This window comes from Legionella navarrensis (assembly GCF_052527415.1).
The window spans coordinates 87,037-100,566 of record NZ_JBNVZR010000006.1 but is presented as its reverse complement, the minus strand read 5'-3'; the positions used below and the strand labels follow the sequence as shown (position 1 = coordinate 100,566).

Sequence of the window (13,530 nt, the reverse complement as noted above, 5' to 3'; positions counted from 1 at the left end):
TCCTTATAGTGATGCTTCAATAATGTCATCCAGCTTCCGGGTGATGGACTGACCTTTCGACGCCAGAATCAGTTTGGCGCCGCCTTCGCCGGCAAAGGACACGCCCTTAACCTCGAATGGTTCGCTGCTGTCTGCGAATTTTACGTGTTTTCCCAGGAGCATCAGGCTTTGATTGCCTATGGTTGTTCCCAGCAGGCGACCGATATACTCGGTGCTCTGCTGTGCCTCCTGCAGGGCGGTGAACTGCGCCATCTGGGCCATAAACTCACGGTTGTCTATGGGTTTTAAGGGATCCTGATAGGTCAGTTCCTGCATGAACAGTTTCATGTAGTCTGTCTGGCTGACGCCGGAAACGGCTTCGCTCATTGTGTTACTCCATTAATGATTAATCGGGTCAGGGTGTATCCTTTATGTCTTATCCATTGAAGAATCTGTTTTTTCAGCTCCCGGACTTCGTTTGGTCTTAGCTCTCTGGTGTTTAAACTCAATTCGACCTGTCTATCGTCCACAAACAGTTGATGTGATGAATGAGGGTTGCGGCTTACTGTGCCAGCACCCGGAGTGTGAGCTGCCTGAGCTTCGCCCGACGCCCGCTCCGGAGGGCTGTTGGCAAAAGAAAGTGCGATGCCGGTGTTATCTTTAAGCATCTGCAGTAAAGACTGGCGATCGCTGCTGGATAATGGCTGTCGTGGCAGGCAGGAATAGTCAGCCTGATATGCCGATACCATCCTGAGCCTGCCAGCGCTCTGTTCCTGCCCGGATAAATCAGGCTCTTCCGACGAAGGTTGTCGAACGGGCTGTCCGGGGCTCACTGGCTGGCTTACTGAAGCGGGGCGGGCATCAAATCGCAGAGCCGATTGCTGCAGCTGCTCCTGGTGCCGCCTGTAATAGTCATCCCCTGAGCTTCCCTGATGTTTGACGGTCAGCCACGCTGCAAATAAATCCGGTCCAGTGGCCTGCTGCGGGTTTTGTTCTGTGAAAGATAATGGGCTGGACTCGATCTTCATCCCGGCTCACCCCGTAACAGACACCATTCGTCTGCGCGATTCTGTTCGGCATTAAGGCGGCTTTGCCTTGCCTTAGCGCTTTGTTTTTCCTGATAGGTTTCCAGCAGGTGTAACTCCATATTCAAACGACGTATTTTTTCTGTTATCTGCCTGTGATGCACCTGCCGTTCCTCTATCTGACTTTGCAGGCGGGCCTGTTGCGGCTGTTGATTCATCATAAAATTCAGGCGGGCCATCTCCTGCTCAGGTAACAGGCGGGCGGGCTGGGCGCAGGCCTGTTCTGTTCGTGCGCGCGAATCGTTCAACTGCAGCTGAAGCGCTTTTTTCTCCGTGACGAGCTGTTCAAGCCGTTGCTGCTCTCCGCTGATCTGCCATTGTATTTTCGTCATTAACGCGCGGATGGTTTTGCTCATTGCATAATCTCCCGTACACGCGCCAGCAGCTCATCCCTTGACTGGCTTTCGCTTATGGATTGTCTTAAGACCTGGTTCAAGGCATCGATGCGCTGCACGGCAAAGTCGAGTCTGGGATTTTGACCGGATTTCCAGGCCCCCAGTTCAATTAAATCCCTGTTTTGCCGGTACAGGCTCAGCAGAGCCATCAATTCCCGCATCAGTTCCTGCTCGTCTGCGCTCACCAGCTGATTCGACAAACGCGACACGCTCTGCAGCACGTCGATGGCCGGATAATGCCCCCGTTGTGCCAGTTCGCGTGTCAGAATAATATGACCATCCAGCAGCGAGCGCATGGTGTCGGCTATGGGTTCGTTGAAGTCGTCTCCTTCGACCAGCACGGTATACAAGGCGGTGATACTGCCTTTGCCGCTAAAGTTGCCCGCACGTTCGACAAGCCCGGGCAGCAGAGAAAACACCGAGGGGGTGTAGCCGCGTGCGGTTGGCGGTTCGCCTACACTGAGGCCGATTTCCCGCTGTGCCATGGCAAAGCGGGTAACCGAGTCCATAAACAACATGACGTCCTTTCCCTGGCTGCAGAAATATTCGGCAATGGCCGTAGCGGTATAGGCTGCCTGTCTGCGCATCAGAGCAAAGTCATCGCTGCAGGCCACAACCACAATGGATTTTTTCAACGTGTCAGCATCGAGGTGGTTATGAATAAAATCCTGCACTTCGCGGCCACGTTCGCCAATCAGTGCAATGACGTTGATGTCGCTGTTCATATGACGGGTCATCATGCCCAGGAGAACCGATTTTCCGACGCCGCTGCCGGCAAACAGACCGACACGCTGTCCCTTGCCAATGGGCAGCAGGCAGTCAATGGCGTGAATTCCGGTAGACAGGCGCTCATCGATACGCTGCCGACTCAGGGGATTGCATTTGCCGCTGTGCAGACTGACGCGTGCCTGCGTTGTTATTCGACCGAGATCATCCAGAGGATTTCCAGTCGCATCAATAATTCTGCCGCACAGCTGTTCCCCAACGGACACACTCATTCCGCGACCAGTAGCGCGCACTTTAAAACCCGCGCTGACAGGTTTTGAGGCCATGGGCATTAAAAAAACCTGACCTTTGTTAAAGCCTGTTACCTCAGCCTGCATGACGATCTGATTCTGTGTGTTTAATATCTCACACAGCTCGCCAATAAATGCCTGCGGCGGACCACTGGCTGTGAGCCTGAGACCGATGCTTTGTTCAATGCTGCCAAGTCGCTCAACGACCTGCAATGTGTCAGCCCAGCTCATCGTGACGCTCCCCGTTTTTAATGCGCAGCAGTACCTGCTTTAAATTATCAATCTGACGCTCCAGACCTGCGTCAAATAAGCCATGCTCGCTTTTGATAAGACAGCCGCCCAGGTGCAGACTGTCATCGCTGACGATTTTCAGATTTTTACATCCCTGTAAATCAAGGTTTAGTTCCCCTTGTTTTAAGGCCTGTATGTCATCGGGATGCAGAGATAACTCCAGATTGTGTCTGCTGTTAAGCAGCTGGATGCTTTGTTCAATTCGCCGGCTCAGACTGTCTGGATCCTGTTGCTGATGAATAAACAGGGGTTGCACAATGCTGAATACGATGTCCGCGATTTCACTGGCCATTTGCTTCCGGTTATCACAGACAGCCTGAGGAATACTGGCTAAGAGGGCATGCAGGCGGGTGATGTGCTCCGCCATTTCCCGGCGGGCCTGTTCCTGTCCCTGAATGAATCCCTGTTGACGATATTTTTCCAGAAGAGCCGAATGATCGTCTTCGCCTGAAACGCTGGCTTCTTGGGTATCGTTCACGGGAATGGGATGCGATTGCCCCAGATAATGTATCGCGTCACTGATATGAACCTGTTTTAAGATCTCAGCCATGAGGGTGCTCCAGCAAATGCTCAAAGGGCAGTTGTTGCCTCCACTCTTCAAACACGGCTTTTTTGACCGGCTCCTTGATGTCGGGTACCAGCGCATCGAGAGCCTGGCGAATCGCGCCATCCTGATCGTTGTTCTGCAGCAATTGCGATTGCCACGGGAACGCACCCTGATCGAGCACGATGGCGGCGAACAGCGGTGCTTCCAGTAACAAGGTCTGTGCGAAGGCTGGCAGCGTGTGTTCCTGAGCCACTGGAGCCGTGGTCTTTGGAACAGGCAGTGTTTTAAATCGCTGCGCCTCATTCAGCCATGCCATACCCTGATGCGATTGCAGCTGCGCATGTTGCTCGGCTGACAACTGATTGAGAATCCAGCGCTGATCGCTCTTTGGCAGGCGGGCAATTTGCAGCAAAAGCCGTTTTAAATCGTTAAACATGTTCAATCAGCCATTGGTTTAATTCAATTAACAGTTGCTGCCGGCGTTTCAGGCGGGCGCGTCGATTCATGGCATAGGCCACCGGGAGGAGCAGAAAAACAGGCAGTCCCAGATGAAAGAGGGGCGTCATTTGTTTCTCAGATTGTGGCGGATTGACACCGGCTGTCGGTACAAAATCATCTGTCGGCCTGACGATTAAGGCTTCCAGGCTGATGCTGTCGCCACGCTGTTCGTTAAAGCCAACCACCGATTTGACCAGGCGCTCAATCTGTTGCCGGGTTGCCTCATCGGTATTTCTGGGCAGCACAACACTGATGGTTAAACGCTCAATGCTGCCGCTGGCCTTGATAAATCTTTCCTTTTCATGGCCCAGTTCATACGTTTTTTCACGCGTCACATCCTGCCTGACTGGGTTTTTATCGTTCTTACTGGTGCTCGAATGCTGGGTTTCCTTTTCGTGCGTGATCAGCCCGGTTTGCTGAGGTTGTTCACGTTCACGCTGCAATTCGTCGTAATTGAGCGAAGCATCGATTTTAACCAGCACATCACCCTCGGGAAAAACCCGATTGAGCATTGGCATGACCTTGTCCGTAAGATAACGCTCCACGCGTTTTTTAGCGGCAAAATGAGCACTGCTGCTGTCGTCCTCGCTGGTTGTCAGGCCGTTACCGTTTTGATCGACAATCACAATGTTGGCCAGCGGCAGATTGGCTACACTGGCGCTGATTAACTGCTGGATGCTTTTAATTTGCTGCGGACCAAGAGGATGCTTCAGGTGCAGGGTAACCGCGACACGTGGCTGATTGCTTTCCTGTTGAAACAGATGCGTCTCGGGAATCACCAGCTGAACACGCGCCTGCCTGACTTCATCCAGACTGTTGATGGTTCGTTCCAGCTCACCCTGCAGCGCACGCTGATAGTTTATTTTCTGCGAAAAATCTGTCATGCCAAAATCGGTTTTGTCGAACAGCTCAAAGCCGATGCTGTTATTTAATGAAAGATCATGCCCCATCAACATGATGCGTGTTTTATCGACCTGTGCCTTGTTGACCAGAATGTCGCGCCCCTGATTACGCAGCTGGTAGGGAATGCCGGCTTCGTCGAGGCGGCTGATGATTTGACTGGCGTCACGGCTGTCCAGCTGGTTGAACAATACCCCGTAATCAGGAGACAAGACCCACCAGACCGACAGAAGACTCATGACCGCTATCATCAGCAGACCACTGAGCAGACTTATTTTACGATTCCTGCTTTGTTGTCGGAACCAGTCAAGACCTGAGTGCAGATACATCATGTTAAATTTGCTCCTTTAAGATGTCCTGGTAAGCAGACATCAGGCGATTACGAACCTGTTCCAGAAACTGAAAAGACAGCTTTGCCTCTTCCATGGTCAGCATGCTTTGGTGCAGACTGACGGCCTGGCCGCTGGCCAGTTGCTCCAGGCTGTGATCGGCAGTCAGCAGTTTCGTGTTGGTGTCTGCGATCGCATCACTCAGCCAGGACGTAAACGAAGGAGCCGTTTTCTCTGTCCGGTTCACAGGCAGAAACGGAGCATTCAGATCGAGTGTTGTGATGGGTTCAATCGTCATCGTTCTTCTCCAATGCTCAGGCTTTGTAAATACAGACTGTGTGCGGTGTTGATGAGCTTAATGCTGGCTTCGTAGGCACGGGAAGCCCGCAGCAGGGTGGTCATTTCATCCAGCGTGCTGATTCCAGGGTAAGTTACATAACCACGTTTGTCTGCGGCGGGGTGACCTGGCTGCCAGACCTTGCTGGGCGGCAGATTTTGCGCCACCAGCTCAGCCGAGGGCAGGCTGTCGCTGGGATTATCCAGCCATGCATCGAAAGGTTTTGCTGTGGCCAGTACCTGCATCGGCTGATAGCCGCTGCCATCGACGCTGAGCACGGTGTGCTGGTTGGCTATGTTGTTGGCCACGGTATCGACACGCAGCTTTTCAATGCTCATTGCGCGTGAGGCAATGGCATAAATCCTGTCGTAACTCATGATGCGTTGTTTCCCTGTACAGCCAGTTTCATGATGGCCAGTCTGTGATTTAATCCCTTGATCAGGGCCCGGAACTGCGTGGCATTTTTGACACTCAGAGCCATTTGCTCATCGATAGATGAATCAAGCCCGCTCAGCTCATAAAAGGGACGAACGTCACTGATCGATGCGCTATTCAACTGCTCTTCAAAATTAACCTGTATGCTCTGATATCCAGGCGTACTGGCGTTGGCGATGTTGTTGGTAATCGCCGTTTGCCGCATCAGCGCGGCGTCCAGCGCGCGACTGACCAACTCTATGCACTTGTCTTGACTCATGTTTTTATCCTCACTGAATAACCAGATCCGCATGCAGGGCTCCGGCGCGTTTTAAACTTTCCAGAATCGCAATCATGTCTCGCGTAGAGGTACGCATTTTGCTCAAGGCGGCCATCAGATCTTCGATGCTGGAGCCTTCCTTCAGGCGCAGCATATTAGCGTCCGGTTCTTTTACGGTCAGGCTGGTGACGGGGGTGGTCACTGTTCGTACCTGCCGGCTTACATCTCGAACCAGCGTCGGTTGTGATACGTTGTAGCTGTTGGCAATGGTAATCTGCAGGTTGCCGTGTGAAATAGTGACTGCGTCAATTTTGACGTCGGCTCCGGCAACCACTACCCCGGTGCGTTCGTTGACAACCACGGTGGGCAGACTGTCGGTGGTAATCGTCACATTTTCCAGATCGCTGATGAAGCGTATAAAATGCTGCCTTGCTTCGCGGGGCGGATGAACCTCGATATCCTGAGCGCTGCGCGCCATGGCCACGCTGGGGCCAAAACGTTTGTTCAGAGCCTGCTCGACATGATCGGCTGTTGTGTAATCCGGGCGGTTTAAAATGACATGCAAATCACCGGTTTTTTCGATGACGTCGTTATAGAGCGTTTTTTCAACCACGGCACCATCCGGGATGATTCCAGCTGTTGGGTGATTTTTCTGTACCACATTGCCAAACGAATCGTATTTGAAGCCACCAATGGAAAGCGGCCCCTGAGCCAGCGCGTAGATATGGTTATCCGGGCCTTTCAATGGCGTCGCCAGCAGGGTGCCACCGAGCAGACTTTTGGCGTCACCGAGAGAGGCCACGTTAATATCCAGTTTGTCGCCCTGATGAGCGTGAGCGGGCAGGCTGGTGGTGATGATGACTGTCGCTGAGTTACGGCTGTTCACGTCGTTTGGGCTGACATTGATGCCAAACCCCTGCAGCAGATTGGATATTGACTGGGTGGTATCCTTGCTGCGCCTCGAATCTCCCGATCCAGCCAGGCCAATTACCAGACCATAGCCCGTGAGTGGGTTTTCCTGCAGACCTGACAGGCGGGCAATCGATTTCAGACGTACCGCCGGATGAGCGGCAGACGAGAGCAGACTGGTCAGCAGAGCAAGTATCAGAACGTATGTTTTTGGTTGATTCATCAGAGCAGCCCCATAAATGACAGAACCTTGTAGATGTAATTACGGCGCTGGGAGTTAGACACCGAACCATCACCGGTGTAGGTAATCTGGGCATCGGCAATACGCGTAGAAAGCACCGTATTCTGCGGGCTGATGTCTTCCTGACGAACCAGACCACCCAGCGTAATGCTTTGCAGCTCGCCATTGATTTGAATCATTTGCCGGCCTTCAATCAGGTAAGTACCATTCGGCAGAATATCCTTGACGCGCACGGTTAACGACGCCTTGATTCGGCCATTGCGGCCGGTTTTGGCGTTAACCTGACCCTTGCCATGCAGACCAAAACCCACTTCGTGCTGGTCTTTATTGTAATTGACGCTCAGGGTGGTTTTGATGTCTTTGCTGGAGGCCAGATCCGCGCCTGTCTGCGCATTGGACGTTTCCACCACAATGACGGTCAGTACATCACCGGGTAAATACGCGCGGCGGTCTGCAATCAGGGGATGGTAGATTATTTCGTCGAATAGATTGATACTCCATGCCACTGGACTGAGCAGAATCCAGGCTGCCAGTATCGGGATGACTTTTCTCATGCGATCACCTCCGCCTGCCCGTCACCCATGACCTCCACAAGAAAGCGCTGGTGAGTCTGTGGGATTTTTACCTTGATGCGCTGTCCGCGGCAGCCATCCATCAACGCGATAGCCTCCATGGAAAGATTAATGCGGTTTTGCAGCACATGGATGCGTACTCGCTGCCCCGCAAGCACCTGTGAAACACATTTATTGACGCGTATGGATTTTTTGCCTGCCCAGACAATATCCACCGGGCCAAGTGTGTCTGTCATCCAGGCCACGATACGATCCTGGCTCAGGTATTCGCCCGGAGCGGGATGACTCTTTAAAGGCAGAGCAGACCAGTCCGCCCTGTTGGGTTTCATCAGCAGCAGATCACCTAAACGACTGGCGTCTGGGGTGATATGCGATTGGAAACGCAAAACTGTAGCTGCAGGGCATACGCTGCTCATCATCAGCAGAGCTGGCAGCAGAATGTTAATCACGTAGTTCATTGGTCAGCTTTTCCAGTTCATCCGCAATCTGTACGGCCTTGGCGTTTAATTGGTATACACGCTGTGCCATAGTGAGCTGCATCAGCGAGCTCACCATGTCTACGTTGGATCCTTCGATTTGTTTCTGCAGCAGCTCGCCCATGCCACTGCTGCCAGGACTATCAATCATGGCCTCCCCGGCCTGGTCAGTGCTGCTGTATATTCCGGCTCCCAGAGGGTTCAGTTCGTCCGGATTGATAAATCTGGCCAGCTTGATGGTGCCGAGCAGCTGCGGTTCGGTATCATCCGCCATCACAACCGATACATCGCCATTCTTATCTATCGTAATGTCGAGAAAGTCCTCCGGAATCTGGATGTTGTCGGCCAGGCGAAGTCCGTCGCTGGTAGCCAGATAGTGCTCGCTGTCAAGGCTCAGGCTGGAATTGCGCGAGTACAGCAGGTTGCCGTCGTTGTTCATCACCTGAAAAAAACCTTTGCCGTTAATAGCTACGTCGCTCCACAGGCTGCCGGGTTTCAACGGTCCGGTACTAAAATCCTTTGAGCTGCTGTGCACCGACGTACCCAGGCCGATTTTAGCGCTGGCCTGATTAGCAAACAGTGGATTGCTGCCGTCGAGGTTCTGGTACAAAACGTCCTCAAAGCGCAATCGTGCCGCTTTGTAGTTATTGGTGTTTAAATTAGCCAGGTCATTAGCGATACGGTCGATATAAAATTCTTCCGATTTCAAACCGCTGGCGGCAATGGCAAGCGCGTCAGACATTTCCTTCTCCTAACTGATTGATAGCGGTCGACATCAGATTATCAGCGGTACGCATGACGCGTTGTGCTGCTTCAAAATGACGGGAGGTTTTTACCATGTCCATCATTTCATCGATGGATTTCACATTGGACTGCTCCAGCGAGCCTTGAATAACCCGGGTCTCGATACCGGCTGAAAGCGGTGCTTCTGTGCTGTAATACAGGCCTTCTCCCTGATATGAGAGTTGATCCGGATGCTCGAAACTGACGATCTTCAGCTGGTCTGTTTTTTGATTGTCGATGATCAGGTTGCCACTGGAATCGATTTTATAGCTGTTGTCATCCACATGAATCGGCCCGCTTTTGCCAAGCAGACGTGCGTTGCTGGCTGTCACCAGCTCGCCTTGACTGTTGACATGAAAATCACCGCGACGCGTGTAAAACACACCTTCATCGGTTTGAACTTCGAAATAACCATCGCCTGTCAGTGCGAGCTCGGCAGGGTTTTCACTGGCTGACAGAACGCCCTGAGTATGTTGAGTGGACAGGTGCATTTGCTGACTGACCGTGGCCATTTGTGCCTGGATCTGATCATCAAAGCTGCCGACATCCAGCAGTTCGCGTTTATAGCCGGGTGTCTGCATGTTGCTGACATTCTGACTGATGGATTGCAGGCGCAGCTGATCCTGAAGCATGGCAACCTGACTGGCGGTGATGGCATCTAACATGTCTATTCCTTATTAACGACGGCATACGATTCAACGTGGATATTGATTGGAATTTCGTTCATTCCCAGTACCGTTAACTGAGGAATGACACGCTGCGTCAGCTGCCTGATTTGCCGTCTTAACAACGACGGGCACAGCAACACAGGGCGGATTCTTTCGCTTATCATTTTTTCTACCTGATTAGCCAGTGAGTGGATAAAGCCCTCCGTCAATCCCGGTTCCAGTGCAAACTGGTTATTGCTCAGGCTCTGACTCAGCTTTTGCTCCAGCGCGCCAGCCAGCGTCAGGACGGGCAGGGTGTTCTGGCTGGAGAGGAGTTTCTGACAAATGGGGGTCGCCAGACGTGCGCGAACCAGTTCCGTGAGCTGAACGGGATCCGTCACCATTTTTCCATGCTCCAGCAGCGTTTCCAGAATGATGGACAAATAACGGATGGATACTCTTTCCTGCAGCAGATTCTGCAAAATCCGCTGTACATGCCCAAAGGGCAATAAAACAGGAATCAGCTCATCATGCAGATTACGAACTGCAGGCTGACTCAACAGAGTTTCGGTTTCGTTACGGCTCAACAGATCCGCCAGATTATCCTGCACGACCTGGTTAAGGTGGTTGGCCAGTATTTTGACCGGTTCACGCAGCGTAAAGCCGGCGTTTGACAGTGACAGACTCTGCTCACGAGCGACCCAGCGGGCAGGAAGGCCGTAAACAGGTTCCGGCATGTCCACGCCTGGTGCTATCACGTTGTCCTGATGCGCAACCTGAGTTCCTGCGATGGCCAGTATTTTATCCATGTGAAGCTGGCTGACCCCCTGTTCATTTCCCTGGATCACAATGGCATAAAACGGGTATTTCAATTTTGCTTCTGCACGCAGCTTCACCTCAGGAATAACGAAGCCTGAATCGAAGGCAATGTTTTCACGCATCTGCTGAATACAGAGCAGAATCTCTGCTTCATGCGCAGACAGTTCATGATATAAATCCGGGTTTAACTGAATTTCAACAGGGTAAATGCGAATCTGCTCGTACAGGGATTCCTCGCTGCGATCGGGGGTGGCTTCGTCCTGTTTTTTGGTACGCAGCGCATACCACGCGGCTGTTGCAAACAGAGACAGAACCAACAGGACAGGCATTGCCGGAATGCCTTTCAGGAACAGCAGGGCCAGCAGACACAGACAGACCATGAGCAGACTTTTGGGGTAGGAGCTGACCTGTTTCGCTACTTCGTTGCCCAGTTGCGCATCCGTAGCGGCACGGGTCACGATAATACCGGTTGCCATGGCAATCGTCAGTGCTGGAATCTGAGTGATCAGCCCATCGCCCACCGTCAACAGAGAGTAGGTATGCAGTGATTCGCTCAGGCTCATCCCTTTTTGTGCCATGCCAATGGCAAAGCCACCAATCAGATCCACCAAAACAATCAGGATCCCGGCTATGGCATCACCCTTAACGAATTTACTGGCACCATCCATGGCGCCGTAAAAATTAGCCTCTTTTTCTATCTGCGAGCGCCTCAGCCTTGCTTCGTCCTGCGACACCAGCCCCATATTCAAATCGGCATCAATGCTCATTTGTTTACCGGGCATACTGTCTAATGTGAAACGTGCAGCGACCTCAGCAACCCTTTGGGCACCATTGGTGACAACTACGTATTGAACAATAATCAGGATCAAAAATACGACCAGGCCCATGACGTAATTATCATGAATGACGTACTGACCTATCGCGCCAATCACCTGACCGGCATGAGCGTCCGATAAAATCAAACGGGTGGCCGACACATTCAGGGCGAGGCGGAAGAGGGTGGATATCAGCAATAAAGCAGGAAATGTTGAAAAATCCAAAGGCTTGTCGGTATAAAAGGCCAGCAGCAGAATCGTAAGCGCCCAGCTGAAATTGGCAATCAACAGCAGATCCAGAACAGCGGACGGAATCGGTACGAATAAAATCAGCAGAATGCCTGCGGCAAACCCGGTCATGACGAGTTCACTGCTGTTATGTAAGAGACTTTTTGTCAACATCAGACGGCCGCCCTGCTGCGATACAGCTCTCGAAATATTTGTGCTGCGACCGGGAAATGCTCGCGCTCAATCCATTTGTTCAAATCACAGGTGGCAAACAAGGCCCGTGCGAACACTTTGTTTTCTATCAGAGGCACCTGATGCCGGGCAGCCAGTTTTTTTACCTGAATCACCATGTCGCCCTGGGCTTTGCATACGACTTTAGGTGCCGGCATGATGCTGCGATCATATTTCAGAGCAATAGCCAGATGAGTGGGATTGGTGATGACAACATCGGCCGTTTTGACCTGTTCCAGAGAAGCGCTTTTTTGACGCAGCTGTTGCTGCAGCTGTTTGATTTTGGCCTTGATTTTCGGATCGCCTTCACGCTGGCGGTATTCGTCTTTCAACTCCTGTTTGCTCATGCGCTGATCTTTGGCAAATTTCCAGCGTGTATAAAGCTTGTCAATCACCGACAGGGCCAGAAGCAGGGATAGTAACTGCAGCAGTATTTTCGCCACTAACGCCATGATCCGGGCCGGAATCTGTGTTGGATTGTTGTTTATAAGATGTATCAGTCCTGGGATTTCGTACCGCATGCTCAGCATCAGTAACAGCGTTACCAACCCGAGCTTCAGGCTGCTTTTTCCCGCCTCAAACAAGGATTTGACAGAAAACAGTCGTTTGAATCCCTTGCTGATATCCAGTCGTTTAAAATCAGGTGCCAGGGCTTTGGTTGACCAGACAAAGCCTGTCTGTGCGGTAGTTGACAGCACAATGGCCAGAATACCGGCCAGAGCAAATGGCAGCCAGAGTGTAATCAGTCTTGACGCGAGCATTTGCTGCAGCTTAACGATGCTGCTTACACCAAAACGGATTTGGGAGCTCGTCAGAAGCAGATGTTTTATCAGTGCCTTCAACTCCGCTAGAATGGACGGCCACAGCGCCATCGTTATCAGAAGAAGTACCATTAATAATATACAGGTATTTAATTCTGTGCTTTTACTGACCTGTCCCTGTTCTTTTGCCTTGTGCAGTTTATGCGGAGTCGCCTTTTCCGTTTTTTCGCTCATCTCATCACCTTATCCAGCAATTCAGCATGTGACTGAAATAATTTGTCCATAAATGGATTGATATAATTCAACAGTAAAGTGAACATAAAAAAACCGAGCATAATCTTGATGGGCAGGGTTAAAAAATAGGTACTGACCTGTGGCATGTTTCTTGTAATCATGGCTCCAGAAAGGTCTACAATCAGCAGGCTGAAGATGATGGGTCCTGCCAGCATCAGGGAAAAAGAAAACATCAGAGAAAATTGTTGAAAAATGGGTGATAAGTGCTCAAATATAAGTGGTTTGCCAGGCGGAATAGCTGAAAAGGAAAACACGATGCCCTGCATCAGTCTGTGATGCCCGTTCAGTGCAAAAAAGAACAGTACAGACAACATCATCAACAGGCGCCCACTCAGAGGATCGTGCGAGTCATCCGTGGGGTTCAATACGGCCAGAGCGTTCATGCCCATCTGCGTATCAATTAATTGTCCGGCAATCTGAAAAACGGCAAAACAGGCATACAGACCGAGGGTCAGAATCAGGCCGTTACAAAACTCACTTAATCCGCTTAAACCCAGTGATACATTATCAGCGCTGATCGCCGGCATCGATACATTGCCAGCTATAAACAGACTGAGCATCAATACCAGCAACAGCCTGGCATGAACGGGCAGCACGCGAAACGCCTCAACAGGAGAGAACAGAACAACCGTTCCCAGGCGTATGGCGATCATGAATATTTTGGTCATAGGGAAGACAGACAC

General features: G+C 51.5%; 18 protein-coding genes. All 18 read right to left on the bottom strand.

Annotated features, from left to right (window positions below; genetic code table 11):
- Window positions 1–3: 3 nt before the first annotated feature.
- Genes ACQUTA_RS05605 through ACQUTA_RS05520 form a run of 18 tightly spaced genes read right to left on the bottom strand, consistent with a single transcriptional unit; the run spans window position 4 to window position 13,530 of the window.
- Window positions 4–366, bottom strand: coding sequence for a flagellar hook assembly protein FlgD (locus ACQUTA_RS05605; RefSeq protein WP_444987233.1), 363 nt, complete (start codon window positions 364–366; stop codon window positions 4–6).
- Window positions 363–1,007, bottom strand: coding sequence for a hypothetical protein (locus ACQUTA_RS05600; protein WP_444987232.1), 645 nt, complete (start codon window positions 1,005–1,007; stop codon window positions 363–365). The genes ACQUTA_RS05605 and ACQUTA_RS05600 overlap by 4 nt, the downstream gene beginning before the upstream one ends.
- Window positions 1,004–1,420: a hypothetical protein gene (locus ACQUTA_RS05595; protein ID WP_444987231.1), complete on the bottom strand. Its 417-nt coding sequence runs from the start codon at window positions 1,418–1,420 to the stop codon at window positions 1,004–1,006. Before ACQUTA_RS05595 ends, ACQUTA_RS05600 begins: the two co-directional genes overlap by 4 nt.
- Window positions 1,417–2,706 (bottom strand): FliI/YscN family ATPase, encoded by a 1,290-nt coding sequence (locus tag ACQUTA_RS05590; protein ID WP_444987230.1) that lies wholly within the window; start codon window positions 2,704–2,706, stop codon window positions 1,417–1,419. Before ACQUTA_RS05590 ends, ACQUTA_RS05595 begins: the two co-directional genes overlap by 4 nt.
- Window positions 2,693–3,316 carry a FliH/SctL family protein gene (locus ACQUTA_RS05585; protein ID WP_444987229.1) on the bottom strand — a complete coding sequence of 208 codons (624 nt, stop codon included), beginning with the start codon at window positions 3,314–3,316 and terminating at the stop codon, window positions 2,693–2,695. The genes ACQUTA_RS05590 and ACQUTA_RS05585 overlap by 14 nt, the downstream gene beginning before the upstream one ends.
- Complete coding sequence (locus ACQUTA_RS05580; protein WP_444987228.1) at window positions 3,309–3,749, bottom strand: hypothetical protein; 441 nt, start codon at window positions 3,747–3,749, stop codon at window positions 3,309–3,311. Before ACQUTA_RS05580 ends, ACQUTA_RS05585 begins: the two co-directional genes overlap by 8 nt.
- Window positions 3,742–5,043 carry a flagellar basal-body MS-ring/collar protein FliF gene (fliF, locus tag ACQUTA_RS05575; RefSeq protein WP_444987227.1) on the bottom strand — a complete coding sequence of 434 codons (1,302 nt, stop codon included), beginning with the start codon at window positions 5,041–5,043 and terminating at the stop codon, window positions 3,742–3,744. The genes ACQUTA_RS05580 and fliF overlap by 8 nt, the downstream gene beginning before the upstream one ends.
- A gap of 1 nt (window position 5,044) precedes the next feature.
- Window positions 5,045–5,338, bottom strand: coding sequence for a flagellar hook-basal body complex protein FliE (fliE, locus tag ACQUTA_RS05570; protein WP_444987226.1), 294 nt, complete (start codon window positions 5,336–5,338; stop codon window positions 5,045–5,047).
- Window positions 5,335–5,754, bottom strand: a complete 420-nt coding sequence (locus tag ACQUTA_RS05565; protein ID WP_444987225.1) for a flagellar basal body rod protein FlgC — start codon at window positions 5,752–5,754, stop codon at window positions 5,335–5,337. Before ACQUTA_RS05565 ends, fliE begins: the two co-directional genes overlap by 4 nt.
- The gene (locus tag ACQUTA_RS05560; protein WP_444987224.1) at window positions 5,751–6,071 is read right to left on the bottom strand and encodes a flagellar basal body rod protein FlgB; all 321 of its coding nucleotides are present in this window, start codon (window positions 6,069–6,071) and stop codon (window positions 5,751–5,753) included. The genes ACQUTA_RS05565 and ACQUTA_RS05560 overlap by 4 nt, the downstream gene beginning before the upstream one ends.
- A gap of 10 nt (window positions 6,072–6,081) precedes the next feature.
- Window positions 6,082–7,203, bottom strand: a complete 1,122-nt coding sequence (locus ACQUTA_RS05555; protein ID WP_444987223.1) for a flagellar basal body P-ring protein FlgI — start codon at window positions 7,201–7,203, stop codon at window positions 6,082–6,084.
- Complete coding sequence (locus ACQUTA_RS05550; protein WP_444987222.1) at window positions 7,203–7,775, bottom strand: flagellar basal body L-ring protein FlgH; 573 nt, start codon at window positions 7,773–7,775, stop codon at window positions 7,203–7,205. Before ACQUTA_RS05550 ends, ACQUTA_RS05555 begins: the two co-directional genes overlap by 1 nt.
- Window positions 7,772–8,251, bottom strand: coding sequence for a flagella basal body P-ring formation protein FlgA (locus tag ACQUTA_RS05545; protein WP_444987221.1), 480 nt, complete (start codon window positions 8,249–8,251; stop codon window positions 7,772–7,774). Before ACQUTA_RS05545 ends, ACQUTA_RS05550 begins: the two co-directional genes overlap by 4 nt.
- A complete protein-coding gene (locus ACQUTA_RS05540; protein ID WP_444987220.1) occupies window positions 8,235–9,011 on the bottom strand; it encodes a flagellar hook-basal body protein in 777 nt (258 codons plus the stop codon). Before ACQUTA_RS05540 ends, ACQUTA_RS05545 begins: the two co-directional genes overlap by 17 nt.
- The gene (locus ACQUTA_RS05535; RefSeq protein WP_444987219.1) at window positions 9,004–9,717 is read right to left on the bottom strand and encodes a flagellar hook-basal body protein; all 714 of its coding nucleotides are present in this window, start codon (window positions 9,715–9,717) and stop codon (window positions 9,004–9,006) included. Before ACQUTA_RS05535 ends, ACQUTA_RS05540 begins: the two co-directional genes overlap by 8 nt.
- Before the next feature lie 2 nt (window positions 9,718–9,719).
- Window positions 9,720–11,735 (bottom strand): flagellar biosynthesis protein FlhA, encoded by a 2,016-nt coding sequence (locus ACQUTA_RS05530; protein WP_444987218.1) that lies wholly within the window; start codon window positions 11,733–11,735, stop codon window positions 9,720–9,722.
- Window positions 11,735–12,787, bottom strand: a complete 1,053-nt coding sequence (locus ACQUTA_RS05525) for an EscU/YscU/HrcU family type III secretion system export apparatus switch protein (protein ID WP_444987217.1) — start codon at window positions 12,785–12,787, stop codon at window positions 11,735–11,737. The genes ACQUTA_RS05530 and ACQUTA_RS05525 overlap by 1 nt, the downstream gene beginning before the upstream one ends.
- Window positions 12,784–13,530: a flagellar biosynthetic protein FliR gene (locus ACQUTA_RS05520; RefSeq protein ID WP_444987216.1), complete on the bottom strand. Its 747-nt coding sequence runs from the start codon at window positions 13,528–13,530 to the stop codon at window positions 12,784–12,786. The genes ACQUTA_RS05525 and ACQUTA_RS05520 overlap by 4 nt, the downstream gene beginning before the upstream one ends.

Excerpts from the sequence above, each read along its gene's own strand:
- ACQUTA_RS05550 (WP_444987222.1), bottom strand. The coding sequence starts at position 7,775 with ATGAGAAAAGTCATCCCGATACTGGCAGCCTGGATTCTGCTCAGTCCA.
- ACQUTA_RS05530 (WP_444987218.1), bottom strand. The coding sequence starts at position 11,735 with ATGTTGACAAAAAGTCTCTTACATAACAGCAGTGAACTCGTCATGACC.
- fliF (WP_444987227.1), bottom strand. The coding sequence starts at position 5,043 with ATGATGTATCTGCACTCAGGTCTTGACTGGTTCCGACAACAAAGCAGG.
- ACQUTA_RS05590 (WP_444987230.1), bottom strand. The coding sequence starts at position 2,706 with ATGAGCTGGGCTGACACATTGCAGGTCGTTGAGCGACTTGGCAGCATT.
- ACQUTA_RS05580 (WP_444987228.1), bottom strand. The coding sequence starts at position 3,749 with ATGTTTAACGATTTAAAACGGCTTTTGCTGCAAATTGCCCGCCTGCCA.
- ACQUTA_RS05545 (WP_444987221.1), bottom strand. The coding sequence starts at position 8,251 with ATGAACTACGTGATTAACATTCTGCTGCCAGCTCTGCTGATGATGAGC.
- ACQUTA_RS05540 (WP_444987220.1), bottom strand. The coding sequence starts at position 9,011 with ATGTCTGACGCGCTTGCCATTGCCGCCAGCGGTTTGAAATCGGAAGAA.
- ACQUTA_RS05600 (WP_444987232.1), bottom strand. The coding sequence starts at position 1,007 with ATGAAGATCGAGTCCAGCCCATTATCTTTCACAGAACAAAACCCGCAG.
- ACQUTA_RS05560 (WP_444987224.1), bottom strand. The coding sequence starts at position 6,071 with ATGAGTCAAGACAAGTGCATAGAGTTGGTCAGTCGCGCGCTGGACGCC.
- ACQUTA_RS05605 (WP_444987233.1), bottom strand. The coding sequence starts at position 366 with ATGAGCGAAGCCGTTTCCGGCGTCAGCCAGACAGACTACATGAAACTG.
- ACQUTA_RS05555 (WP_444987223.1), bottom strand. The coding sequence starts at position 7,203 with ATGAATCAACCAAAAACATACGTTCTGATACTTGCTCTGCTGACCAGT.
- fliE (WP_444987226.1), bottom strand. The coding sequence starts at position 5,338 with ATGACGATTGAACCCATCACAACACTCGATCTGAATGCTCCGTTTCTG.
- ACQUTA_RS05595 (WP_444987231.1), bottom strand. The coding sequence starts at position 1,420 with ATGAGCAAAACCATCCGCGCGTTAATGACGAAAATACAATGGCAGATC.
- ACQUTA_RS05535 (WP_444987219.1), bottom strand. The coding sequence starts at position 9,717 with ATGTTAGATGCCATCACCGCCAGTCAGGTTGCCATGCTTCAGGATCAG.
- ACQUTA_RS05565 (WP_444987225.1), bottom strand. The coding sequence starts at position 5,754 with ATGAGTTACGACAGGATTTATGCCATTGCCTCACGCGCAATGAGCATT.
- ACQUTA_RS05525 (WP_444987217.1), bottom strand. The coding sequence starts at position 12,787 with ATGAGCGAAAAAACGGAAAAGGCGACTCCGCATAAACTGCACAAGGCA.
- ACQUTA_RS05585 (WP_444987229.1), bottom strand. The coding sequence starts at position 3,316 with ATGGCTGAGATCTTAAAACAGGTTCATATCAGTGACGCGATACATTAT.